A 23,495-nucleotide genomic window follows, 5' to 3' on the forward strand; every position below is an offset into this window, starting at 1 on the left:
CATAGTCCGTACGGGATTCGAACCCGTGTTACCGCCGTGAAAAGGCGGTGTCTTAACCCCTTGACCAACGGACCTTGAGCTTTTCAACTCTTTCTATTATACCTACTTTTCCTACTTTGTCAAGGACTTTTTTTCAATGAAGTTGATTTTTTATTTTCTTCACTAACTTAACAACTGCTTCTGTTCGTGCAGTGTGGGGAAACATATCAATCGACTGGATATACTGGAGATCATAGACTTTTACCAGTTTAACTAAATCTCGCGCCAAGGTAGAAACATTGTAGGATACATAGACCATTTTTTCTGGAACATAGGTCAGAATGGTATCCAACAGCTTATCATCTAAGCCTGTACGAGGAGGGTCAACTATCAATGCATCTGCTCGGTAACCGTCACATTAGAAAATAAAAAGAGAGGTCGAACCTCTCTAAATTTATTTTTCTTCACTCATTTTTGATTTTACTTCATCATAAGATAGTGCATGAGATTCCTCTTCCACAGTCTCAGGCATTTTTCCTGTTTCGTAAAGAGATTTAATTTGTGTACTATCCAATGTTTCGTATTTCAACAATGCCTCTGCAATCAGTTTGTGGGTTTCACGATTTGATTGGATTATTTCAGCTGCTTTATTCCGTGCTCCATTTAATAATGAACGAACTTCCTCATCAATCTCATAAGCTGTCTGCTCTGAAATTGATTTTTGAGGACTTTGTGCACCAAACATAGCATGATTGCCTTCGTATTGGACTGGGCCAAGTTTTTCACTCATACCGTATTCAGTTACCATTGCACGCGCCATCTGTGTAGCTTGTTCAAAGTCATTTGAAGCTCCTGTCGTTTGAACATTAAAGATAATTTCTTCAGCTACACGTCCACCCATTAAGCCAGCCAATTGCTCTTTCATATCTTCTTTAGACAGGAGCATTTGATCTTCTTTAGGAAGTGCAATCATGTATCCGCCTGCACGTCCACGTGGTACAATGGTAACTTTATGAACAACACGGGCATTTGACAAGACTAAACCAACAATGGTATGTCCAGCCTCGTGGTAGGCAACCAATTCACGTTCTCTTTGTGATACTGTTTTATCCTTCTTAGATGGTCCGGCAATCACTCTGTCCTCTGCCTCATCAATATCTGAAGCATCAATAATTGATTTGTTGCGACGGGCTGCAACCAAGGCTGCCTCGTTTAGAACATTTTCTAAGTCAGCTCCCACAAAGCCTGGTGTTTGTTGGGCAACTAGTTTCAAATCAACATCGTCTGCCAGAGGTTTATTTTTAGCGTGAACTTTCAAGATTGCTTCACGACCCTTAACATCAGGGCGACCAACCAAGACTTTTCTATCGAAACGTCCTGGGCGGAGAAGAGCTGGATCTAGAACATCTGAACGGTTAGTTGCAGCGATAACGATGATTCCTTCATTTCCCTCAAAACCATCCATCTCAATCAGGAGTTGGTTCAAAGTTTGCTCACGTTCATCATTTCCTCCACCGAGGCCGACACCACGTTGGCGACCAACAGCATCAATTTCATCAATAAAGATGATAGCTGGCGCTGCTTTTTTTGCATCCTCAAAAAGAGAACGAACACGACTTGCACCAACTCCGACAAACATTTCTACAAAGTCAGATCCTGAGATACTAAAGAACGGAACCCCTGCTTCTCCAGCAACTGCCTTAGCAAGTAAGGTCTTACCTGTTCCCGGAGGTCCTTCCAAAAGAACACCCGCAGGAATACGCGCACCAAGTTTTGTAAATCGTTTTGGGTCTTTTAGGAATTCAACAACTTCGACTAATTCTTGTTTTTCTTCCTCAGCACCTGCAACATCTGAGAAACGTACCTTGATATCTTCTTTATTAGCAGCTTTAGCCTTGCTACGTCCAAAACTCATTGGATTTCTACTATTATTTCCTCCCATATTTCCCATCATAGAAAATAGGAAGAAGAAAAGAATAGCAAATGGAACAACGGACACAAGGATATTGATCCACATACCACTTGAACTCTCATGTTTGACTGTAACCTCAGCCTGATGTTCAGAAGCAAGTTTTTGCAATTCTGAAACTGTTGAATCAGACGGAAGAATAGTACTTGAGAATCTTTCTACTGTTGTAGCTGTAGGAGTAAAAAATTGAATTCCTGTTTCCTCTTTACTAGTCTTAGGATTTTTATAAACACCAGACACTTCAATGATGCTACCATTTGGCTGATAGGTTAATTCTTTTACATTGTCTGCTGTAATTTCTTTTACCAATTCTGTATAGTTAATTTTTTCGCTTCGCCCAGCAGTATTTCCAGAGTAAAAATACTGGAATCCTGTTACAAGGAAGAAGATAATTAATAAGTATAGAAATGGATTTCTAACTAAACCGTTATTTTGTTTTTTCATTAAAGATAGATCTTTCTAATTTGAATAAACTTCTTCTTTCAATACTCCAACATAAGGAAGGTTACGATAATTTTCTTTATAATCCAGACCATAACCTACTACAAACTCATTTGGAATAGTAAAACAAGTATAATCCGCTTCAATTTCAACAACACGTCCCTCTGGTTTGTCCAACAAAGTCGCGATTTTAACAGAAGCTGCTTCTCTTGCAATAAACATATCTCGCAAATTTTTCAAAGTTTGACCTGTATCAATGATATCCTCTACAAATAAAACATGTCTCCCTTTGATATCTTGCGTCACGTCTTGCTTGATATTGATGACACCACTACTTGCTGTTCCACCATGGTAACTAGATACCATCATGAAGTCCATCTCAATATGCGTATCAATATGTTTGACCAATTCAGCCATAAAAGGAATTGATCCTTTCAGAATTCCAATAAGAATTGGATTTTTCCCCTCATACTCTTTTGTCAGTTGCGCACCTAGCTTTTTAGCTGCTTCTGTAATTTCATCATGTGAAACGAGGATTTTTTTAATATCGTGTTCTAACATCTTTTTACCTATCTATTTTTTCTATATAAATTACAGTGTTCATTATATCATTTTTCGTGTTTTTACTCAAATCACTGGTCGCAATTCCTAAAATTGAGACAATTTCTCCAAATTGCTCAATAATAGGGGTTGTTTTTCGTTTTTCAATGGGGATTTTCAAATCTATAAATAAACGTCTCAGTTTCTTTCGATGCCCATTCAGGATAAGAACATCGCCAGGTTTTCGACATCTAATATGTACAGATGTTTCCCGTGAAACCGTTACTTTTTGAACAAAATCCCCTTCAATAGGAATGCCAAAGGAAAATAAATAGCTCATATATCGAACTTGATTTTGATAGTGTAACACAAGTTCATCTTCCTTTTCATCGGCCTGAGGACTGATTTTACAAATCTGAAACCGTTGATACTCTTTTATCAATTCATAGCCATTTTTAAGAGAATGACGATACTGGCTTTTAGTTGCTAAAATCTGTCGAACTTCGGCAAATTGAGCCTTTGTCAGATTTAAGTCTGGAAATTGATTAAGATAGTTCTGTAGCAAGATTCCTTGAGTTTGTTGAGAGTATGAAAATAGCTCATTCAAATCTTCCACATCAATTTGTTTCGAAAGCTCCGTTATTGTTGCTTGGTAATCTGAAATTTCCCTTCCTAAATCTAAAAGGGCGGATTTAAGACGAGGATTTTCTTTTTCAAGTTCTGGTAAATACCTATTTCGAATCCGATTGCGAAAATAGCTGTTCTCACGATTTGTTTCATCTTCGAAATGAAAAATTGGTAGAAAATCCTTTTTATGAAAAGGCAATAAGGGACGGATGATTTCAATATCATCAACTACTTGACTTTCTTTTATTCCTATTAAATGACGTAGCCGACTTCCTCGAATCAAGCGCATCAAAATCGTTTCAATCTGATCATCTGCATGGTGAGCAGTGACCAAGGCTGTCGCTCCAACATCTTTCATGATTTTCCTAAAAAAATCATAACGAAACTCTCGAGCACGCGCTTCTGAAAAATCTCCTGAAAAGCTTGTGATATAAATAGGAAGTTCAGCTGCATCAGCTAACTTCCTTAGTTCATTTTCCTCCCAGTCAGACTCACTTCTCTGCTTGTGATTGACATGTGCTAAAATCAACTCAATTTCCAACTCTTTTTGGTAAGTAGACAATAGCTGGAATAAAAACATTGAATCCAGTCCACCAGATAAAGCTAACACGACTTTAGAATGTTTTTTGAAATACTCTTTTCGGAGAAAATGATTTAAAAAATCCTGGTCCCTCATTTTAGAACCTCATAGACATCCTTGGCTATCTTAGCAATAGTGTCATAATCAGAATTTTTGGTGAAAATGGAAAGAACGAAAGGAGAATCCGTATAGACAATGGCAGTGTCATGTTTAAACTCGTCGGCATCTCCAATTTTATGAGCTACCTTAACCGAAACTCCTTTTGCGATTCGTTGGTTGTCAAAATCAGTCTTGCTCAGAGACTCTAAGACAAAACCATTCTGATTATAAATAGCTTCCATAAGTTTTCCCGCCATTTTTGAAGAAGTCAATTTGTCATTCACATCCCAATCTTCACCCATAATAGTTGACATTTTTTCTTTAAAAACCCCGTCTGATTGATTGGTCACGTAATAACCTAAAATATTATGAGCAACATTATCAGACTCTTTTGTTACCTTGGTAATTAACTGTTGAAGACTGTATTCTTTGTTATCTTCTTTCTTAGGTAAGCTACCACTACCTTCTGGTTTATAGGACCCAGGGAAACTATTTACTTCTGGGATATACTTGAAGTTACTGTCTAGCGTATACTTTCCTTGATTTATCTTATCTTGAGCATAATAAAGGTAGGCTAGTTTCAAGATGCTAGCTGCATAAAGTTTGCTGTCTTCATTCACACCAGCCTCTTTACCCGTACTCAGTTGTTTAACATAAATAGAATAATTTTCATTCTGATAATTGCCTGTTAAGACTTCTTGAACCTTCTGGATGCGATTGTCTTCTTCTGAGGTGAACTCTTTTGATACCCACCCAACTTGATCAATATGAAGAAATTCTTGTCCCTCAGCAAAGAGAGTTTTATCCACTAGTACGTGTTGATAGGGGGAGAGGGTAGAAGAAATTTCTTTAGCGTCATAAGGACTGTTATAAATAACAAACCCTGGTTCTAACCATACTTGTTTATTTTGAGTTTGAACTTGACTTTGATCATAGACCAATCGCTTATCTGCAAGGATAAACTGGTGATTATCTAATTTAAAAACAGGAACACCTTGTCTATTCAAACGCCATTCTACGATTTTAAAGGTGTTTCCAGGAGTCAATTTACCAGACTCCTTGACAAGATTCTCATTAGCATAGACAGCTGTTTCTCCATATACCATCGGGGATTCCAGAGTTTCTTTATAGTAGAATCCATAATCAGACTCGGTTAGATAATAAATTTCTTGCGAAGAGTAAGGAAGCTGTTTTTCTGTGCTAACTACTCTTGAGGTTATGATAAAAGCAGGTAGCAATAAAACTACTAAGAACTTACGCATTCTTCTCTTCCCTTTCTTCTTGTAATCGTAATAAATGATTTTTAGTTGCTAATTCTTCTAGTTTTTCATCTGATAAACTTAAAAACTGCTCAACAACTTCTAATAAATTTTCCATGACATTACCTCGGAAGCAAATCAGGAATGGTGTAAATCGCTTCTCGTTTCTTTGAGTAATAGTACTTGGCGCGTGCATATTTTGCTACATAGTCTTCATCTTTCAACTTTGCAGCAAAAGCGGATTCCTTGTCCTTTTCATCACTGAGAGTTTGATATTGTTCTTTCAACTCTGTCAATTGCTGACGACGTTGCAGTAACTGATTATAGCTTTGGGCCAGATTATAGGTCGGTAAAATAAACAATAAAATCATCAAAATCAGAACCCAACCCATAAAACGATTCCTCTTTTGTCTCTCCTTCATCAGGTAACGACGACGTTGGTGTTCATTTTGAATAAAAGAATTATTCATCTGTACAATATTTTTAGACATTTTCTTCTACCCGTGTTTCACTGATAATTTCATACATACCTGCTGCATCTTCTTTTTTTATACTATCTTTCATCTCCAGTACTTTTACAAGCAACAATTTATTTCCAAAGCGAATTTCAACTTGGTCATCAAGTTTCAAATCCGTTGAACTTTTGGCCAAAATTCCATTTACCTTGATTCTACCTTTATCTGCTACTTCCTTTGCGACTGTACGACGCTTAATAATTCGTGATACTTTTAAATACTTGTCTAATCTCATTTTTATTACCTCAAATTATTATTGTACCATTTTTATCCCCTTTATAGAAGAAAAACGTCAAATAGAATTAGCTTCCTTTGATTCTTTTATCTCTAGTAAACTTTCTCCAAAAATCAGCAAACCTTCTAAAATTTCATAATCCTTCTTGTTTCGAACATCAAATACAACTTCCATTAGTCCTCTATTCTCCGCTATAGCTGCTTTTAAGTTGGTTGCAGATAAGGCTTTAAAATAATCTTGAGCCAAGAACAGTCGCTGAGTGATTTTTTCAAATTGAACTGTAATCTTATTGTCTTTTCTTTCCACACGTTCAACAAATGCCTTATCCAAGTATGATTTGACCAAACCAATCTCTAAAAGATAGGCCACTACATCTGGATATTCTCCAAAGCGGTCCATTAATTCTTCTTGTAATTCTTCATAGTTGACACGGTTGTCAATTTGACGAATTTTCTTGTAAATTTCAATCTTATGTCGTTGTTCAGAAATATAAGTATCAGGAAGATAGGCATCAATTTGCAAAATCAACTCAGCATTTCCTTTAGTTCTTGTGTTCTCATTGCCATTGCGTTTAGCTATAGCTTCTTCTAGTAACTGAGAATACAATTCAAAACCAACAGAATCAATGAAGCCAGATTGGGATTTTCCTAAGAGGTTTCCTGCTCCACGAATCGAAAGATCTCGCATTGCAATCTTAAATCCAGATCCCAATTCTGTAAATCCTTTGATCGCTTCTAATCTCTTTTCAGAGACCTCACTGATTGATTTTTCTGTACGATACATAAGATAGGCATAGGCAATACGATTGCTCCGACCAACTCTTCCTCTTAATTGATACAAGGTTGACAAGCCCATATGATCTGCATTTTCGATAAATAAGGTATTGGCATTTGGAATGTCAACCCCTGTTTCAATTATGGTAGTTGTCACCAAAATATCATATTGACCATCAATAAAGTCCAATAGAGTGTTTTCTAACTGGATCTCACTCATTTGTCCATGAACATACCCAATTGCAGCCTCTGGAATCAACTCCTGTAATTCTGAAACCTTCTGATCAATTGTATCAACTTTATTGTAAAGATAGTAAACTTGACCTCCACGCTCCATTTCACGCAAGATTGCATCACGAATCACACTAGGATTCTTCTCCAATACATAGGTTTGTACTGGATAGCGATTGGTTGGAGGTGTTTCAATAACAGACAAATCTCGGATTCCCAGCATAGACATATGAAGGGTTCGAGGGATTGGTGTTGCTGTCAAGGTTAGAACATCTACTTGTTTTTTCAGTTCTTTCAAAGTTTCCTTATGCTTGACACCAAATCGTTGTTCCTCATCAATAATCATCAAGCCCAAATCAGCAAACACAACATCTTTTGACAAAACACGATGCGTTCCAATCAAAATATCGACTTGACCATTCTTTAGTTTTTCAAGTGTCTCTGCCTGCTCTTTTTTACTTCTAAAACGACTCAACACATCAATATTAACAGCAAAATTTTGAAATCGTTCCTTAAAATTCGTATAGTGTTGTTGCGCTAAAACTGTTGTCGGAACTAGAACGACCACCTGTTTGTGATCATTGACTGCCTTAAAGGCTGCACGCATTGCAACTTCAGTCTTTCCAAAACCAACATCCCCAACTAAAAGTCGATCCATGGGGTGAGAATCCTGCATATCTCTCTTGATTTCCTCAATACTACGAAGTTGATCATCCGTTTCAACATAAGGGAAGGCATCATCAAAAGCACGTTGATCATCATCATCAGCTGAGAAAGCAAAACCCTTCAACTGACCACGCTCAGAATAAAGCTTGATTAAATCGTCAGCTATATCCTCTACCTGATTCTTAACTTTTTGCTTGGCCTTTTTGAAATGACCATCATTTAATTTATTAAGTTTTGGCGCTTTACCATCACTTGAAACATATTTGGACAGTAACTGAATCTGCTCTACTGGGATGGAGATTTGGTCACCATTTTGATACTGTACACTGACATAATCATGGTGAATGCCTTTGATTTCAATTGTTTCGATTCCTAGATATTGACCAATTCCATGGATATGGTGAACAACATAGTCCCCTTTTTCAAGTTCATTATAATCTTTTAATCGCTCTGCATTTGACGTATGTTGTCTTCGAAAATGACGTTTTAATTTCTTTTGAAAAATCTCATGTTCAGTAATAAAGAGAATTTTTTCATCTACAAAATGAAAACCATGTCTTAGATTACCCTCAATTAAGTTTACAGATTCTTTACAGATACTTGACTTATCTCTGGAATCCAATTTAATCTGATATTCCTCTAAAACATCCTCTAACGTCTTACTTCCCATTGAATTGCTAGACTGCAAAATAATAGTGTAGTTCATTTTTTTGTATCGCTCAATTTCTTCTTTTAAAAATGAAAATTGATTGAAAAACTCTTGCATGGGGTATTGATTAAATTGATAAATGTGATCAAACTTAAGATTTCCTAAGCCCTTTTGCAGATTGGAGAAAAAGGTAACTGGACTTTGTTTTTTATAGGTGTGCTCTGTATCTGCAAAATACTGCATATCAGAAAATGCTTTACCGTTCTGTAAATCTTCTGTAAAGTATTGCGCTAATTCTCTTTCAAAGGCTTCATACTGATTCATCAATTTTTGATAATCATCAAAGAATACTGGTGTATCTTTTTCAATATAATCAAATATAGTCCATATTTTACCGTAACATAAAGATAAAAACTTTCGACTATCTGAATGTACTTGTTTTTGATGAAAACTTGACAAAATTTCTTCTAGATAGGATTTCAAAATCAGTGATAGAGTCTTCGAAATTTGCTTTTCCAAAGCTGACTGACCTTGTTGATAATCCTTTTCTCTTAAAAGCATATCACTAGCTGGAAAGATAGTGAGTTCTGTTTGATTTTCTTTTGATAGTTGTGTTTCGACTTCAAAAGTACGAATTCCATCTACTTCATCACCAAAAAACTCGATTCGGAAAGGTTCTAACTGAGACATCTCAAAAATATCTAAAATATCTCCTCGAATACTAAACTCACCTTGAGTTTGTACTTGCGTAACTTTACGATAGCCTATTTCCTTTAATTTGTGAAGAAGGTCATGTTGGTCATATTCTTCACCGACTGCAATCCTTATAATACTTTCTTTAAATCCAGTTGGAGAAGGTAAAATCAAACGACTTGCTGCGATATTACAAACTAAAATCCCTTTCTTAGATGAATCAGTTAAAAAACGCAAGGCTTCAACTCGCGAAATGATTTTTTCTTGTGAAGACATCAAAAACTCTACCATAGGAGAGTCATCTACCAAAAATGGATAGACAAATTCCTCTCCTAAGATAGAAAGAAGATCACTGATAATTCTTTCTGCTTCTCCATAAGTCGATGTCAATAACACAATCTTATTTTCTTTTTTTAGACTACTTGCAATTGCAAGAGCCTTGGTAGAAGTTGACAGACCTAGTATCAGTTGTCTTTTCTTATCTGTCAGATTTTGATGCCAATTTTTGATCTGATTATTTTCTGAGAATAAATCTAATAAAGTCACCATTTAGCCGTTATACCTCTGCATTGTTTTCTCAAAGTTTTTCTCTTGTAAATAGTAGTTTACAGCATCGTCAACCTTGTCAATTGACTGTAAAACACCTACATAGTCATCCTGATCAAACTTACTTAAAACATGGTGAACAACTGACATACCTTTTTTAGGTCTTCCAATACCTATTTTAACACGGTTAAAGACCTGAGTACCTATATGTTGAATAATGGATTTGATCCCATTATGTCCACCTGCTGAACCCTTTGCTCTTAAACGAATTTTTCCAACTTCCATGTCAAGGTCATCGTAAATAATAAGTAAATCTTCAATATCCAAAACATAGTAAGTCAATAAAGCATGAACAGCTTTCCCGCTTTCATTCATAAACGTCGTTGGTTTGACAAGATAAATTTTTTCGCCATTAAGAAAAAAAGATGCTAGGTCAGCTTGAAATATCTTGTCGTGTGTAAAGGCGACATTTTGTTTTTTGGCGATTTGGTCAATCAACATAAATCCAACGTTGTGCTTAGTTTCAAAATATTTATCACCTGGATTTCCCAATCCTACAAGTAATTTGGTCATTTATTTTTCCTTTCAAAAGCCAAAAGGGTTGGAATTTTTTTCCAACCTAATTGACACTATTTGTTAAATATTATTAGACATTAAAGCGGAATTCCATGATATCGCCATCTTGAACGATATATTCTTTTCCTTCTTCACGCAAGCGCCCAGCTTCTTTTACAGCCTTTTCAGATCCGTATTTCACTAGATCCTCATATGACATGGTTACTGCACGAATAAAACCTTTTTCAAAATCTGAATGAATAATACCAGCTGCTTGAGGAGCTTTCATACCACGCTTAAAGGTCCAAGCACGGACTTCTTTTTCACCAGCTGTAAAGTAAGTTCCAAGTCCAAGCAAGTGGTAAGCAGCTCGAGTCAACTTGTCAACGCCTGATTCTGTCAAACCAAGTGCTTCAAGAAACTCTTGCTTATCTTCATCATCTAACTCAGAAATCTCTTCTTCAGCACGCGCAGAAATAACGACTACTTCAGCATTTTCTGTCGCTGCGAACTCACGAATTTGTTTGACATAGTCGATAGAGTCTGGATCTAAAACTACATCCTCATCCACATTGGCAACATAAAGAACTGGTTTAGTGGTCAAAAGGAAGAGACCTTTGACAACCTTTTGTTCCTCATCTGTAAATTCGATTGTACGAGCTGATTTTCCATCCTCAAGGACTGGTTTAATCTTTTGAAGGACGTTAAACTCTGCCACGGATTCCTTATCTTTTTGCGTACGTGCCATCTTTTCTACACGCGCATAGCGTTTATTAACTGATTCTAAGTCAGCAAGAATCAACTCCAGGTTAATGGTATCAATATCTGCAAGTGGATCCACAAAGGCGTCTTCACGTCCTTGCTCACGCATAACATTTTCATCATCAAAAGCACGAACTACGTGAACAATCGCGTCTACTTCACGGATATTGGCCAAGAATTTATTTCCTAAACCTTCTCCTTTTGATGCTCCTTTTACAATCCCTGCAATATCTGTAAATTCAAAAGTTGTTGGAACAGTCTTTTTAGGTGTAATCATTTCCGTTAGTTTTTGTAGGCGTTCATCTGGAACTTCCACCATCCCAACATTTGGATCAATAGTCGCAAATGGGTAGTTTGCTGCCTCTGCTCCTGCTTTTGTAATTGCATTAAAAAGGGTTGATTTACCAACGTTTGGCAAACCAACGATACCTGCTGTTAAAGCCATAGTTTCTCATTCTCCGTTCTCATTTCAATCCCTAACATTATAACACAAAAAGGGAAAACTTGCTAACCCTCTAACTAAGGGTTCTTAGTCAATAATCTTATTCATTTTTCGTTCAAAATCATAGCGACTCATCATGACAAGGTGGTCACAATTGCTACATTTGATTTTGATATCTGCCCCTACACGTGTAATTTCCCAACGATTGGCCTTTTTACCTGTTGACTTGATAGTGCAAGCATGTGGTTTTTTCATTTCAACAAAATTTCCAACTTGATACATACTACTCTCCTTTTCTTTTTTGATTATATCATAAAAGAGGCGAGCCAGGCTCAACCTCTTTCACTTAATTTGTACGAACTGGTGTAATGAGCTGCATGAAGTCTTCGTCAGTATCTGCTGGCACAAGAGTAAATGGACGAACAGCTGAAATAAAGCTAATAGTTACCTTTTCGCTATTTAAAGCTTTGAGAGAATCAATCAAGTAAGTTGGGTTGAAACTAATAGTCAAATCATCACCAGTAACCCGCTCCGTATCGATTTCTTCGTTTACTTTACCAACTTCTGGAGAGTGAACATGGGCGCTAACAACCCCACCTTTAATTTCAAGCTTCACAGTACCATTTTGAGTCGCACTTGATAAGAGACGAGCACGCTCCATTGACTGGCGTAAATTTACCACATCAAAAGTAATTATAGTGTTAAAGTCAGTTGGAATCAAGCGATCTGTATCAGGATAGTTTCCTTCTAGGAGACGAGTGTAGAAGCTAATATTTTCGCTTCTAAAGAGGATTTGATTATTTGCAAAGAAAATCTCCACAGTTTCAATATCATCCGTAAATACAGCTGAAAATTCGCGTAGAGAGCGACTAGGAATTACTACATCGAAATCATCTCCATTTTTTTCAAGAGTCAATTTTTTCTGGCTAAGGCGGTGTGAGTCTGTCGCAACTGTTTTTAGTTCCTTGTGTTGGCTCAAAACAAAATGGACACCAGTCAAAATTGGACGACTTTCTTGCGTACTTGCAGCAAAAGCTGTTTCATTGATAATTTTCTTGAGTAGTTTGGTTTCAAGAACCAAAGGTGTGCTTGCTGAAATTTCTTGGATTCGTGGGTATTGTTCGCTATCTTTTCCTTTTAGAGTGATTTCTGATTTGCCACTTGTTAAGACAATTTGTTTTTGTTCAATCTCTTTGAAATCAAGGGTTACATCTGGAAGACTGGATACAACATTGATAAAGAAAGAGGCCTCAAGAAGAATCGAACCTAAGGAAGTAATTAAAAGACCAGCATCTTCATTCTTTTGAGAAATGAAATTTTCAATGGAGATTTGTCCATTTGAGCCAATTAAAGTAATTCCTTCATTGGTAACATCAATTTTGATTGTTGATAAAATTGGAATAGCATTTTTAGAGCTAATTGCTCGTTTTGTGGTATTTAAGGCTTGTAAAAATAAATTTTTATTAATTGAAAAATGAATCATGGATTCTCCTTTATTTATTCTTAGTATTAGAAAGTTAATAGTAATAATAGAGTGTGTGAATTCTGTGGAAAACTGATTTGTATTTAGTAAATTCAAGCTTCTTAGCTTGTTTAAAAAATGTGGATAAAAAAGATAAGAAAGAAAAAGTTATCCACAAGTTACTTGATTTTCTTTTTGATTGCTTCTACTTCTAAACGTAAATTATCGTCTTCGTCAATCAGTGATTTAATTTTAGCATGGGCATGAATAACGGTGGTGTGATCCTTTCCGCCAAATTCTTTTCCTATTTTTGGAAGACTATTATCTGTCAGTTCTCTAGCTAGATACATAGCAACCTGACGTGCCAAAACGATGTTTTGAACTCGTCTCGTCCCCTTCATTTCTTTGACACTCACTCCATAAAAATTACCAACTTCAGTTTGGATTTTCTCAATTGGAATAACAAGTATCTGGCGTGCATCTTGCTTACGTGCTCTGATAGCTTCAGCAGCAATATCAATAGTGATATCCTTAATCTTCTTCACTCTGGCAATTAAAGTGATATCATTGATTGCTCCTTCCAGTTCTCGAACATTTGAATCAAATTGGCCAGCCAAGTATTCCAGAGTATCACTTTGAAAATGGTAATCCAAGTGCTCTGTTTTACTTTGAAGAATGGCGATACGTGTCTCAAAGTCAGGAGGGGTGATATTTTGCGTCAATCCCCAGCTAAAGCGCGTGACAAGCCTCTCCTCAAGGCCTTCTAGGTGTTTAGGACTTCGATCACTGGTTAGGACAATCTGTTTCTGCTTATCATGAAGAGCATTGAAGGTATTGAAAAATTCTTCCTGGGTCGCGACTTTTTTTCCACTGAGAGATTGGATATCATCGATCAACAAGAGATCAAGACTACGGTAAGTCTTTTTGAATTTTTCCATTTCCCCAAGTCTCAAGTGTTCAAGAAAGTCATTGATAAAGCTTTCGGCAGGAATGTACTTGACACGCGCATCAGGAATATTTTTCAGAATCTCATTTCCAATCGCGTTTAGCAAGTGAGTCTTTCCAAGACCAGGTCCTCCATAGATGAAAAGAGGATTATAGGTCAGAGCTAAATCTTCAGATACAGCTAGTGCAGCAGATACTGCCCAAACATTCCCATCACCTTGAATAAAGTTATCAAATGTATATTTTTCTTTTAACCCTGTTTCGGAATAGGGAATCGTTGGTAGTGCAGGTGTATAATCGTAAGTAGAGACACTATTTGTATCATTTACTTGAGGAGATTCTGTACTCTGAGGTTTAGTAAAAATATAGTGAGGTTTGATTTCAGAATCATAAATTTCAAAACCAGCAGCAACAATAATATCTTTTAATTGCTTTTCCCACACCATTTCCATCTCTGATCTCGGTAGAAATATAGTAGCTGTGTTTTCTTCTACTTTAATGAGTTCAGCAGGTGTAGCATAGAAATCATACATAGATCGAGTCAATCTTTCTTGAGCAAATTCTAAAATACGATTCCAAAATTGCTTTTCTTTCAACTATTTTTCCTCCTTTACTATGATTTTAGTAGTTTAGTGCTAGACTTATTTTACCATAGATAGTAGGATTTTTCCACAGATTGTGGAAAAGAATCCACAATGTTAGCAGTATTTATCCACAGGTTGGGGATAAATGGCTATTTCCTTGATTCATTAGGCTTTTTGATAAAAAAATTGGTGGATAAATTTGTGGGTTAAGAAAATAAAAGAACAGCCTTATCTCAGGCTGTTAATAATTCTATCGTATTCTTCTTGACTTGAAAAAGAGATGACAATCTTTCCAGTATCTTTTTTAGAAAGTTTAATTTCTACACTTAAACCTAGTAGTTTTTTTAATTTATCTTCTTCATCTTTGATGAAAGAATCTCTTTTTTTCTGCTTCTTGTGTTTTTTTTCTGTCAGTAGTGCTTCCAACTTTCTCACAGAGATATCTTCATTTTTAATTAGTTGAAAGAAATGGTCTTGCTGCTCTTTATCCAAACCAACTAGTGAACGGGCATGTGCTTGAGAAATTTTTCCATTTTCTACTTCAGCTAAGATATGCTCTGGTAGGGAAAGTAAACGAATAAAATTAGTGATATAAGGTCGAGATTTCCCCATTTTATCGGCTATCTCAGTGTGAGTAAATCCTTTTTCTACTAGAGATTCATAGGCGCGTGCTTCTTCAACAGGATTTAAGTTTTCTCTCTGCAAATTTTCAATGATTGATTGAACCATCATTTCTTGATCTGAGAGGTGTTTCACAACGGCTGGAATAGAGGTCAGACCAGCCAAGAGAGAAGCTCGATATCGTCTCTCTCCTGCAAGGATTTCATAACCAATTACAGGAGATTGACGAACGATGATTGGTTGGATGAGCCCATTTTCTTTGATTGATTGAGCTAATTCTTTTAATTTTTCTACATCAAATTCTTTCCGAGGTTGGTAAGGATTTTTTTGTATTTCAGAGATAGAAATCATTTCAAATTTTTCCATGATTCTACACTAACATATCTTTTACTTTCTGTAAAGTTTTCTTTACACTGATGTCAATTAATGTTCCAAATCACCAGAATTCTTATCTAGTTTTATAGAGGTTGTTTCCTCTTTACCATTACGGTAGTAGGTTATTTTTATAGTGTCTCCAATAGCATGGTTGTAAAGAGCATGTTGTAAGTCTGTTGATGAAGTAATCTCTTTGTCGTCAACTTTAGTAATGACATCGTATTTTTGAAGATGTCCATTTGCAGGCATATTACTTTGAACAGATCGAACAACTACACCTGAAGTGAGGCCACTTGGAATGTTTAGTTTTCTAAGATCATTAGCTCCAACGTTAGACAGATTGACCATTTGGATTCCAAGAGCAGGACGAGTCACTTTACCATCACTTTCAAGCTGTTTAATAATATTTTGTACATCGTTTGAAGGAATTGCAAAACCAAGACCTTCTACAGATGTTCCACCATTACTTGCAATCTTACTTGATGTAATACCAATTACTTGTCCTTGAATATTTACAAGCGGACCACCAGAGTTACCAGGGTTAATGGCCGTATCTGTTTGAATGGCTTTTGTTGAAATGGCTTGACCATCTTCAGATTTTAGAGAAACATTTCGATTAAGACTTGAGATGATTCCCTGTGTAACTGTATTAGCATATTCTGAACCTAAAGGACTACCAATAGCAATCGCTGTTTCTCCAACATTAAGTTGGCTTGAATCACCAAATTCTGCCACTGTTGTAACTTTTTCTGAAGAAATTTTTACGACAGCAATATCAGAGAAGGTATCCGATCCGATAATTTCACCAGGGACTTTTGTACCATCAGCTAAGCGGATATCAACTTTTGAAGCTCCGTTAATAACGTGAGTATTTGTTACAATATAAGCATCATTTTCGTTCTTTTTATAGATGACACCTGATCCTTCACTTGCAATCTGTTGATTATCCGTATCAGAATTTGATTCTTCGGTTCCAAATACACTACTTTGTTTATTAGCAGAGTAAGTAATGACTGATACAACAGCATCCTTAATTTTATTCACTGCTTGAGTAGTTGAGTTTTCATTCTTGTATGATGTTTGAGTTACAGTGCCAGAATTATTATTTGTAGATTGATTTCCTTGTTTTTGATAAAGTTGCAATGTTACAAAACTTCCTAGTGCACCACTCAAAAATCCTATTAGAATGATTACAAGAACTTTAACTCCTTTTTTGTAAAATTTTTGTAAGTGTTTCATAAACGCCTCCGTTTGTTATTTATTTACTCAGATTATAAACCTATTAACTTAATCTAAGCTTAAAAGTTTTACACAAGTTGTGGATAACTCACCTTATTCTGTGAATTTAATAGTATTTTTGGATGATTTTTGTGTGTATAAGATGTGAAATGAAGTGTGGATATGATAGAATAGAAGAATGAAAATAAAAATTATAACAGTAGGAAAACTGAAAGAGAAATACTTAAAAGATGGTATTGCTGAGTATACCAAACGAATTTCACGTTTCGCCAAATTAGAAATGATTGAGCTCGCTGATGAGAAGACACCTGACAAAGCCAGTGAATTAGAAAATCAAAAAATTTTGGAAACAGAAGGTGCAAGAATTCTTTCTAAGGTTGGAGAAAGAGACTTTGTCGTTGTACTAGCAATTGAAGGAAAAACATTCTCCTCAGAAGATTTTAGTAAGCAACTAGAGCAGGCTTCTATCAAAGGTTACTCAACTCTTTCTTTTATTATTGGAGGAAGTTTAGGTCTAGCTCCTATTGTAAAAAATAGGGCCAATCTTTCTGTCAGTTTTGGACGTCTGACATTACCACATCAGTTAATGAGATTGGTTCTTTTTGAACAAATTTACCGTGCTTTTACAATTCAACAGGGTTCTCCTTACCACAAATAGAAGATTGACTTACCTCTTGTTTTTTGATAGAATGGTCATGTTAGGTCTCATAGCTCAGCTGGATAGAGCATTCGCCTTCTAAGCGAACGGTCGCAGGTTCGAATCCTGCTGGGATCAATGTTAGATGCGAAGCTGGGATTCATCCCAGCTTTTTTCTTAAAAAAGTGCGTTTCAGGTGCAAAAATGTACAGTTGAGAAAAATTTTTTCTTACATGATCTTCATTTTGTATAATAGTTTTGTAAGTTAACTTACAAAAAAAATAATACAGGAGATTTCATTATGAAAAATACAGAAAAATTGGAACAATTTAAAGAGGTAAAAGAGGCAGAATTGCAGGAGATCCGGGGTGGGGAAATTAGAAAGGAAAATAATTTTTTATTTTATTTTTTTAAAAGAAAGTAAAGGGAGAAAAGAATGGATTTTTTCGCAATAATAAGCGTTATATTACATATTTTTATTACTAGTAAAAGTTATAATTTGATTTGTAACACAACTAGAAAAGAACAATACTTCTTTATTTTTTATACAGTAATAGTAGAATTTGTAGTTGAATTTTTCTTCTATTCTATATACTTAAGTGGACTAGGAATTGAAAAATTTTTATATCCATTTATTTTATACGCTTATTTTATATGGTTTAAAAAGTTTGATAAGTATAGGGGAGTATTCCTAAGTTTCCTGCTTTCTCTCTTATATCACAGTACTCATACTTTTATAGCTGTAACCCTATCCTCGATAACAGGTGATGACTTGCATTACACTATGAAAGTATATTCTTTTTAGTAGTATTATTGTTGACTTATTTTATTATTATAAAAATAAGTCGTTATTTCCACTTAGAAATAACATATTTTGACAAAGATTACCTCTACCCTTTTTTAAAAAAAGTGATAGTTGCTTTTTTCGGATTGCATATCTTATTGTTTTTTTCAGATATAGTAAGTACGATTCATCACTTAAATAGTTTTGGAAGTATTTTATCAACCATTGTTTTTATTTGCTTGTTATTGATTTTCTTTGCAATGAATTCTTATAAGGTTCAAATTGAAAAAGAGATTGCCCTAAAGCAGAAGAAATTTGAACAAAAGTATTTACAAACGTATACAGATGAGATTGTGGGTTTGTATAATGAGATTCGAGGTTTTCGTCATGACTATGCAGGGATGCTTGTCAGCATGCAAATGGCGATTGACAGTGGAGATTTACATGAAATTGACAGGATTTACAACGAAGTCCTCGTAAAAGCAAATCAGAAATTGAGGTCAGATAAATATACTTACTTTGATTTAAATAACATAGAAGATTCGGCTTTACGAAGTTTAATTGCTCAATCGATTATCTATGCACGAAATAATGATGTAGAGTTTACATTGGAAGTAAAAGATGTTATTACTACATTGTCAATGGATTTACTTGATCTTGTTCGCATCATGAGCATTCTATTAAATAATGCTGTTGAAGGTGCTGCAGATAGTTACTTGAAACAAATGGAAGTTGCAGTCATTAAAATGGATTTTGAAACAGTTATAGTTATCCAGAATTCATGTAAAATCACTATGACGCCTTCAGAAGACTTATTTGCCCTAGGTTTCTCTACCAAGGGAAGAAACAGGGGTCTAGGACTTAATAATGTCAAAGAGATCTTAGATAAGTATAACAATATTATTTTAGAAACAGAAATGGAAGACAACACATTTAGACAAATTATTAGATTTAAGAGAGAATTTGAATGAAAGTATTAATTTTAGAAGATGTTATTGAGCATCAAGTGAGACTAGAGAGAATATTGAATGAAATCTCTGAGGAATCGAATATTCCTATTTCATATAAGACAACAGGAAAAGTTCGTGAGTTTAAGGAATATATTGAAAATGATGAAGTAAACCAGCTTTATTTCCTAGATATCGATATTCATGGGATTGAGAAAAAAGGATTTGAAGTGGCTCAGTTTATCCGTCATCACAATCCTTATGCTATTATTGTCTTTATCACCAGTCGATCTGAATTCGCTACTTTAACTTATAAGTATCAGGTATCAGCTTTAGATTTTGTAGATAAGGACATCAATGATGAATTGTTCAAAAAACGTATCGAGCAGAGTATCTTCTATACCAAAAGCATGCTGCTTGAAAACGAAGATGTTGTAGACTATTTTGATTACAACTATAAGGGAAATGATTTGAAAATTCCTTACCATGATATTCTGTATATCGAAACAACAGGTGTTTCTCATAAATTGCGAATTATTGGTAAGAATTTTGCCAAAGAGTTTTATGGAACTATGACAGATATTCAGGAAAAGGACAAACATACTCAGCGATTTTATTGCTCCCATAAATCTTTCCTTGTCAATGTGGGAAATGTGAGAGAAATTGATCGAAAGAATTTAGAAGTTGTTTTTTATGAAGATCATCGTTGTCCCATTACCCGTTTGAAAGTTCGTAAACTAAAAGATATTCTAGAGAAAAAATCTAAAAAGTGATTGACAATAAGTAAGAAATTGATATAATGGTTATATCTGCTACAGATAGATGGTCCGTTGGTCAAGGGGTTAAGACACCGCCTTTTCACGGCGGTAACACGGGTTCGAATCCCGTACGGACTATTTTATCCGCCATAGCTCAGTTGGTAGTAGCGCATGACTGTTAATCATGATGTCGTAGGTTCGAGTCCTACTGGCGGAGTTAGATAAAAAGAACACCATCTGGTGTTCTTTTTAGTTGACATCACCTAGCATTTTCATAAGGAAGTCTGTCATTTCTTGCGGACTTTCTTTTTTCCCATGAGCAATCCAAGTTTGACAAACTCCAAATAGAGCATTTGTTAGATAAATGCTACTATATTCTAATTCAATTGAATTTAGTTGTAGTTGCATAAAGCGCTTCTGAAGATCCGTGCTCAGCATGATATGAAGCTTATTTCTTAAGAAATTTTGGATTTCTTTGGTACCATTTTCAGATAAAAGAGCAGCTAATAATGGTTCAGACTCTAAATAGTCAAATACTTCTAAAATGGCATCCTTTTTATGATGAGCATGTTTTTGGAAGATATATTCAAATGTATGAAATAACTTACTTTGATAATGTTCAATCATATCATACTTATCCTTGTAATGGGTATAGAAGCTAGAACGACTAATTCCAGCTTTTTCTGCTAATTTAATTGTAGTAATTTGATCGAAGGGTTGATCCATCAATAATTGAACCATGGCATTTTCAATATTTCTCTTTGTTTTTAATCGTTTGTTACTTTCTTTCATAATTTCTCCTTATGAACAATTTAGACTATATGTCTAAAAAAATATTTTTTATCTTGTAATTTAGATTTTTTAATGTATAATCTATTATATCAAAAATTTAGACAATATGTTTAAAAAAGGAGGAAATATGTTTAAAGAATGGAAAGCAATTTTTAAAAAACCGACATTCATTATTGTAATGATAGGAATTTCTCTCATTCCAGCTTTATACAATATCATATTTTTATCGTCAATGTGGGATCCATATGGTCAAGTATCGGAGTTACCTGTAGCAGTTGTTAATAATGACAAGGAAGCTTCTTATAATGGAAATACAATGGCTATAGGAAAAGACATGGTGTCTAATTTAAAAGAAAATAAGACTTTAGATTTTCATTTTGTCAATGAAGAAGAGGGGAAAAAGGGGCTAGAGGATGGCGAATATTATATGGTAGTGACTTTACCAAGTGATCTATCTGAAAAAGCTACTTCAGTCCTAACAAATCACCCTGAACAGATGCAAATTGATTATCAAACTTCAAGTGGCCGTAGCTTTATTGCAAGTAAGATGAGTGATTCTGCAATGACACAATTAAAACAAACCGTCTCTACGAATGTAACTGAAACATATACCAAGGCACTATTTCAAAAAATGAGTGACTTGAAGTCTGGGATAAATAAAGCAGCTGATGGAAGTGAGCAACTGGCTAATGGAACTAATCAGTTAGCAAAAGGAAGTCAAACATTGACGACAAATCTCAATACTCTAGCTAACTCAAGTGTAACTTTTTCAAATGGAGCTAATCAATTTACAAAGGGATTGTCTGCCTATGTATCTGCCATAGAGCAATTACATCTTGGTTTAGGAACTTTTAATAGTGGTTTACAAAGTTATACAAATGCAGTTTCACAGGTTGACACTGGACTTGGTCAATTGACCTCAAGAACTCCTGAATTGGTGGCAGGTGTAAATCAGCTGAATACAGGTATAAAGTCCTATAAAGGTGGGGTTTCACAATTGGATATAGGTCTCAATCAATTTTCAGTTGGTGTAAATGCTTATACAAGTAGTGTAGAAAAACTTTCTAATGGAACAAGTCAATTATCAAATCAATCAGATGCACTAAGAGATGGAATGGAGCAATTAAATACTGGTATTAAAGAAATTTCAAATCAACTGAATTCCTCATCTCAACAGAATGAAGAAATAGCGCAATTGGCAACAAGCTTAGGAGAACTAAATAAAACACTACAAGCTCTTACAATATCAGATAATACTCAACTGAAAAGTACATTGTCAGAAGCTTTGCCAAATCTAACAACTCTTGCTCAGGATATTGTGACCAAAAGTCAGACAGAACAAGAGAAAAATATTGCTAACCTTCAATCAACAGCTACTTATCAATCTCTCACAGAGGAACAAAAGAAAGAACTGACAGAAGCTATTTCTAAAAATTCTAATTCTACTATTGAGTCAGCAAAAACAATTTTAACGACAGTAGGAGGATTGAAAGAAAGTATAGAGAATTCAGAACAACAAGTAACTAATCTATATGATGTACAAACGAAAGCAAATCAACTCTTACCTGTAGCATCTAGCTTCTTGACAACATTGTCAAATGGATTTACAAAATTGCAAACTACTGTAGACAATCAGTTAGTTTCTGGAAGTCAGTCAATTGAAAAAGGAGTTGTAAACTACACTAAGGGACTGGATACTATTTCTATAGGTGCTAATAAACTAAGTGAAAAGAATGAAAATTTAACGACTAGTCTAGATCAATTAGTTTCTGGATCAAGTAAGTTGACAGAAAATACATCAACATTGACAGCTGGAGTAGATGCGTTAGCTGGAAAAACTCCAGAATTAGTATCAGGTATAGAAAGTTTGTCATCTGGTTCTGCTCAATTGAATAATAAGAGTCCAGAGCTAATAGCAGGTCTCACTAAATTACAATTTGGCTCTGGTCAATTAACAGATAAATCAACACAGTTACTTTCTGCAGCATCTCAACTGGGAAGTGGCGCTATGAAGATTGCAGATGGTGCTGGAAAACTAGCAGATGGTGGAACAACTTTGACCTCTAGTCTTGAAGATTTACAGACAGGAGTTGATTCATTAGGGCAAGGATTAGGCAATGCTAACAATCAACTTAAATCAGCATCAACAGAATCTGAAAATGCAGAAACATTATCTGATCCTCTAGTTCTCTCAAAAACAGACAATGACCAAGTTCCTGTAAATGGGATTGCCATGGCTCCTTATATGATATCAGTTGCTCTTTTTGTTGCTGCTATATCTACTAATATGATTTTTGCTAAGTTGCCTTCTGGACGTCATCCAGAGAGTCGTTGGGCTTGGTTGAAGTCTCGTTCTGAAATAAATGGGATTATAGCTGTCTTAGCAGGTGTTTTAGTTTATGGAGGTGTCCATCTTATTGGATTGACTGCGAACCATGAGATGAGGACCTTGATTCTAATTATAATCACAAGTTTAGCTTTCATGTCTATGGTGACAGCTTTAACAACTTGGAATAGCCGTATAGGAGCTTTCTTCTCTCTTATTTTACTTTTATTACAGTTAGCATCAAGTGCAGGGACTTATCCACTTGCTTTGACAAATGATTTCTTTAAAGGTGTCAATCCATGGTTACCAATGAGTTACTCGGTATCAGGCTTACGACAAACAATCTCTATGACAGGAAATATTCATCATCAAGTGATTTTCCTTATTATAACTCTAGCTTTCTTTACTGCTTTAGGTATGTTAGCTTATCAACCTAAGAAAATAGAAGAAGATTAAAAAGATTG

At 35.3% G+C, this 23,495-nt stretch carries 20 protein-coding genes, 4 tRNA genes and 2 pseudogenes; 8 read left to right on the top strand and 18 right to left on the bottom strand.

Annotated features, from left to right (window positions below):
* Positions 1-2: 2 nt before the first annotated feature.
* The 17 genes and pseudogenes from ACIY14_RS08945 to ACIY14_RS09025 form a co-directional block, all read right to left on the bottom strand.
* Positions 3-74: transfer RNA gene (locus ACIY14_RS08945), tRNA-Glu, on the bottom strand.
* A gap of 59 nt (positions 75-133) precedes the next feature.
* Positions 134-394: pseudogene (locus tag ACIY14_RS08950) on the bottom strand (23S rRNA (uracil-5-)-methyltransferase RumA); the annotation flags it as partial.
* Between the two features lie 39 nt (positions 395-433).
* On the bottom strand, positions 434-2,392 hold the full coding sequence (gene ftsH / locus ACIY14_RS08955; protein ID WP_409002324.1) for an ATP-dependent zinc metalloprotease FtsH: 1,959 nt from the start codon (positions 2,390-2,392) through the stop codon (positions 434-436).
* 15 nt (positions 2,393-2,407) lie between these two features.
* Positions 2,408-2,950, bottom strand: coding sequence for a hypoxanthine phosphoribosyltransferase (gene hpt, locus ACIY14_RS08960; protein WP_000889402.1), 543 nt, complete (start codon positions 2,948-2,950; stop codon positions 2,408-2,410).
* Between the two features lie 4 nt (positions 2,951-2,954).
* Entirely contained in the window at positions 2,955-4,232 is a 1,278-nt protein-coding gene (gene tilS / locus ACIY14_RS08965; RefSeq protein ID WP_409002325.1) for a tRNA lysidine(34) synthetase TilS, read from the bottom strand.
* Positions 4,229-5,497, bottom strand: a complete 1,269-nt coding sequence (locus ACIY14_RS08970; protein ID WP_409002326.1) for a serine hydrolase — start codon at positions 5,495-5,497, stop codon at positions 4,229-4,231. The genes tilS and ACIY14_RS08970 overlap by 4 nt, the downstream gene beginning before the upstream one ends.
* Positions 5,490-5,612 (bottom strand): SP_0009 family protein, encoded by a 123-nt coding sequence (locus tag ACIY14_RS08975; RefSeq protein ID WP_000429344.1) that lies wholly within the window; start codon positions 5,610-5,612, stop codon positions 5,490-5,492. Before ACIY14_RS08975 ends, ACIY14_RS08970 begins: the two co-directional genes overlap by 8 nt.
* 4 nt (positions 5,613-5,616) lie before the next feature.
* Positions 5,617-5,985 carry a septum formation initiator family protein gene (locus ACIY14_RS08980; protein ID WP_000041924.1) on the bottom strand — a complete coding sequence of 123 codons (369 nt, stop codon included), beginning with the start codon at positions 5,983-5,985 and terminating at the stop codon, positions 5,617-5,619.
* On the bottom strand, positions 5,978-6,244 hold the full coding sequence (locus ACIY14_RS08985) for an RNA-binding S4 domain-containing protein (protein ID WP_409002327.1): 267 nt from the start codon (positions 6,242-6,244) through the stop codon (positions 5,978-5,980). The genes ACIY14_RS08980 and ACIY14_RS08985 overlap by 8 nt, the downstream gene beginning before the upstream one ends.
* Positions 6,245-6,301: 57 nt before the next feature.
* Positions 6,302-9,805 carry a transcription-repair coupling factor gene (mfd, locus tag ACIY14_RS08990; protein ID WP_409002328.1) on the bottom strand — a complete coding sequence of 1,168 codons (3,504 nt, stop codon included), beginning with the start codon at positions 9,803-9,805 and terminating at the stop codon, positions 6,302-6,304.
* Positions 9,806-10,375: an aminoacyl-tRNA hydrolase gene (gene pth, locus ACIY14_RS08995; RefSeq protein WP_409002329.1), complete on the bottom strand. Its 570-nt coding sequence runs from the start codon at positions 10,373-10,375 to the stop codon at positions 9,806-9,808.
* Between the two features lie 73 nt (positions 10,376-10,448).
* On the bottom strand, positions 10,449-11,564 hold the full coding sequence (gene ychF, locus ACIY14_RS09000; RefSeq protein ID WP_409002330.1) for a redox-regulated ATPase YchF: 1,116 nt from the start codon (positions 11,562-11,564) through the stop codon (positions 10,449-10,451).
* 84 nt (positions 11,565-11,648) lie between these two features.
* Positions 11,649-11,843 carry a DUF951 domain-containing protein gene (locus ACIY14_RS09005; protein WP_000285184.1) on the bottom strand — a complete coding sequence of 65 codons (195 nt, stop codon included), beginning with the start codon at positions 11,841-11,843 and terminating at the stop codon, positions 11,649-11,651.
* 64 nt (positions 11,844-11,907) lie between these two features.
* A complete protein-coding gene (dnaN, locus tag ACIY14_RS09010; protein WP_409002331.1) occupies positions 11,908-13,044 on the bottom strand; it encodes a DNA polymerase III subunit beta in 1,137 nt (378 codons plus the stop codon).
* A gap of 158 nt (positions 13,045-13,202) precedes the next feature.
* Positions 13,203-14,564 (bottom strand): chromosomal replication initiator protein DnaA, encoded by a 1,362-nt coding sequence (gene dnaA, locus ACIY14_RS09015; protein ID WP_084931889.1) that lies wholly within the window; start codon positions 14,562-14,564, stop codon positions 13,203-13,205.
* Positions 14,565-14,780: 216 nt separating this feature from the next.
* Entirely contained in the window at positions 14,781-15,539 is a 759-nt protein-coding gene (locus tag ACIY14_RS09020) for a ParB/RepB/Spo0J family partition protein (protein WP_409002332.1), read from the bottom strand.
* A gap of 57 nt (positions 15,540-15,596) precedes the next feature.
* Positions 15,597-16,787, bottom strand: a complete 1,191-nt coding sequence (locus tag ACIY14_RS09025) for a S1C family serine protease (RefSeq protein WP_409002333.1) — start codon at positions 16,785-16,787, stop codon at positions 15,597-15,599.
* A 178-nt stretch (positions 16,788-16,965) separates the two neighbouring features.
* On the opposite strand from ACIY14_RS09025, the gene rlmH reads away from it, so the two are divergent.
* The 7 genes and pseudogenes from rlmH to ACIY14_RS09060 all read left to right on the top strand — a co-directional run bounded on the left by rlmH (position 16,966) and on the right by ACIY14_RS09060 (position 20,130).
* Positions 16,966-17,445 (top strand): 23S rRNA (pseudouridine(1915)-N(3))-methyltransferase RlmH, encoded by a 480-nt coding sequence (gene rlmH, locus ACIY14_RS09030; RefSeq protein ID WP_409002334.1) that lies wholly within the window; start codon positions 16,966-16,968, stop codon positions 17,443-17,445.
* 43 nt (positions 17,446-17,488) lie between these two features.
* A tRNA-Arg gene (locus ACIY14_RS09035) sits at positions 17,489-17,562 on the top strand.
* A gap of 163 nt (positions 17,563-17,725) precedes the next feature.
* Positions 17,726-17,848, top strand: coding sequence for a competence-stimulating peptide ComC (comC, locus tag ACIY14_RS09040; protein ID WP_409002335.1), 123 nt, complete (start codon positions 17,726-17,728; stop codon positions 17,846-17,848).
* 12 nt (positions 17,849-17,860) lie between these two features.
* Positions 17,861-19,179, top strand: a pseudogene (comD, locus tag ACIY14_RS09045) (competence system sensor histidine kinase ComD).
* Complete coding sequence (comE, locus tag ACIY14_RS09050; protein WP_000866079.1) at positions 19,176-19,928, top strand: competence system response regulator transcription factor ComE; 753 nt, start codon at positions 19,176-19,178, stop codon at positions 19,926-19,928. Before comD ends, comE begins: the two are co-directional and overlap by 4 nt.
* 51 nt (positions 19,929-19,979) lie before the next feature.
* Positions 19,980-20,051 (top strand) — tRNA-Glu (locus ACIY14_RS09055).
* Positions 20,052-20,056: 5 nt separating this feature from the next.
* Positions 20,057-20,130: transfer RNA gene (locus ACIY14_RS09060), tRNA-Asn, on the top strand.
* A 32-nt stretch (positions 20,131-20,162) separates the two neighbouring features.
* Here ACIY14_RS09060 and ACIY14_RS09065 read toward each other — a convergent pair.
* Positions 20,163-20,705: a TetR/AcrR family transcriptional regulator gene (locus ACIY14_RS09065; protein WP_000665086.1), complete on the bottom strand. Its 543-nt coding sequence runs from the start codon at positions 20,703-20,705 to the stop codon at positions 20,163-20,165.
* A gap of 127 nt (positions 20,706-20,832) precedes the next feature.
* On the opposite strand from ACIY14_RS09065, the gene ACIY14_RS09070 reads away from it, so the two are divergent.
* A complete protein-coding gene (locus ACIY14_RS09070; RefSeq protein ID WP_409002336.1) occupies positions 20,833-23,487 on the top strand; it encodes a YhgE/Pip family protein in 2,655 nt (884 codons plus the stop codon).
* The last annotated feature ends 8 nt before the right edge of the window (positions 23,488-23,495 follow it).

Source organism: Streptococcus sp. ST16 (assembly GCF_046098135.1).
In the GTDB taxonomy this organism is placed as follows: Bacteria; Bacillota; Bacilli; order Lactobacillales; family Streptococcaceae; genus Streptococcus.

Excerpts from the sequence above, each read along its gene's own strand:
- ftsH (WP_409002324.1), bottom strand. The coding sequence starts at position 2,392 with ATGAAAAAACAAAATAACGGTTTAGTTAGAAATCCATTTCTATACTTA.
- hpt (WP_000889402.1), bottom strand. The coding sequence starts at position 2,950 with ATGTTAGAACACGATATTAAAAAAATCCTCGTTTCACATGATGAAATT.
- tilS (WP_409002325.1), bottom strand. The coding sequence starts at position 4,232 with ATGAGGGACCAGGATTTTTTAAATCATTTTCTCCGAAAAGAGTATTTC.
- ACIY14_RS08970 (WP_409002326.1), bottom strand. The coding sequence starts at position 5,497 with ATGCGTAAGTTCTTAGTAGTTTTATTGCTACCTGCTTTTATCATAACC.
- ACIY14_RS08975 (WP_000429344.1), bottom strand. The coding sequence starts at position 5,612 with ATGGAAAATTTATTAGAAGTTGTTGAGCAGTTTTTAAGTTTATCAGAT.
- ACIY14_RS08980 (WP_000041924.1), bottom strand. The coding sequence starts at position 5,985 with ATGTCTAAAAATATTGTACAGATGAATAATTCTTTTATTCAAAATGAA.
- ACIY14_RS08985 (WP_409002327.1), bottom strand. The coding sequence starts at position 6,244 with ATGAGATTAGACAAGTATTTAAAAGTATCACGAATTATTAAGCGTCGT.
- mfd (WP_409002328.1), bottom strand. The coding sequence starts at position 9,805 with ATGGTGACTTTATTAGATTTATTCTCAGAAAATAATCAGATCAAAAAT.
- pth (WP_409002329.1), bottom strand. The coding sequence starts at position 10,375 with ATGACCAAATTACTTGTAGGATTGGGAAATCCAGGTGATAAATATTTT.
- ychF (WP_409002330.1), bottom strand. The coding sequence starts at position 11,564 with ATGGCTTTAACAGCAGGTATCGTTGGTTTGCCAAACGTTGGTAAATCA.
- ACIY14_RS09005 (WP_000285184.1), bottom strand. The coding sequence starts at position 11,843 with ATGTATCAAGTTGGAAATTTTGTTGAAATGAAAAAACCACATGCTTGC.
- dnaN (WP_409002331.1), bottom strand. The coding sequence starts at position 13,044 with ATGATTCATTTTTCAATTAATAAAAATTTATTTTTACAAGCCTTAAAT.
- ACIY14_RS09020 (WP_409002332.1), bottom strand. The coding sequence starts at position 15,539 with ATGGAAAAATTTGAAATGATTTCTATCTCTGAAATACAAAAAAATCCT.
- ACIY14_RS09025 (WP_409002333.1), bottom strand. The coding sequence starts at position 16,787 with ATGAAACACTTACAAAAATTTTACAAAAAAGGAGTTAAAGTTCTTGTA.
- rlmH (WP_409002334.1), top strand. The coding sequence starts at position 16,966 with ATGAAAATAAAAATTATAACAGTAGGAAAACTGAAAGAGAAATACTTA.
- comC (WP_409002335.1), top strand. The coding sequence starts at position 17,726 with ATGAAAAATACAGAAAAATTGGAACAATTTAAAGAGGTAAAAGAGGCA.
- comE (WP_000866079.1), top strand. The coding sequence starts at position 19,176 with ATGAAAGTATTAATTTTAGAAGATGTTATTGAGCATCAAGTGAGACTA.
- ACIY14_RS09065 (WP_000665086.1), bottom strand. The coding sequence starts at position 20,705 with ATGAAAGAAAGTAACAAACGATTAAAAACAAAGAGAAATATTGAAAAT.
- ACIY14_RS09070 (WP_409002336.1), top strand. The coding sequence starts at position 20,833 with ATGTTTAAAGAATGGAAAGCAATTTTTAAAAAACCGACATTCATTATT.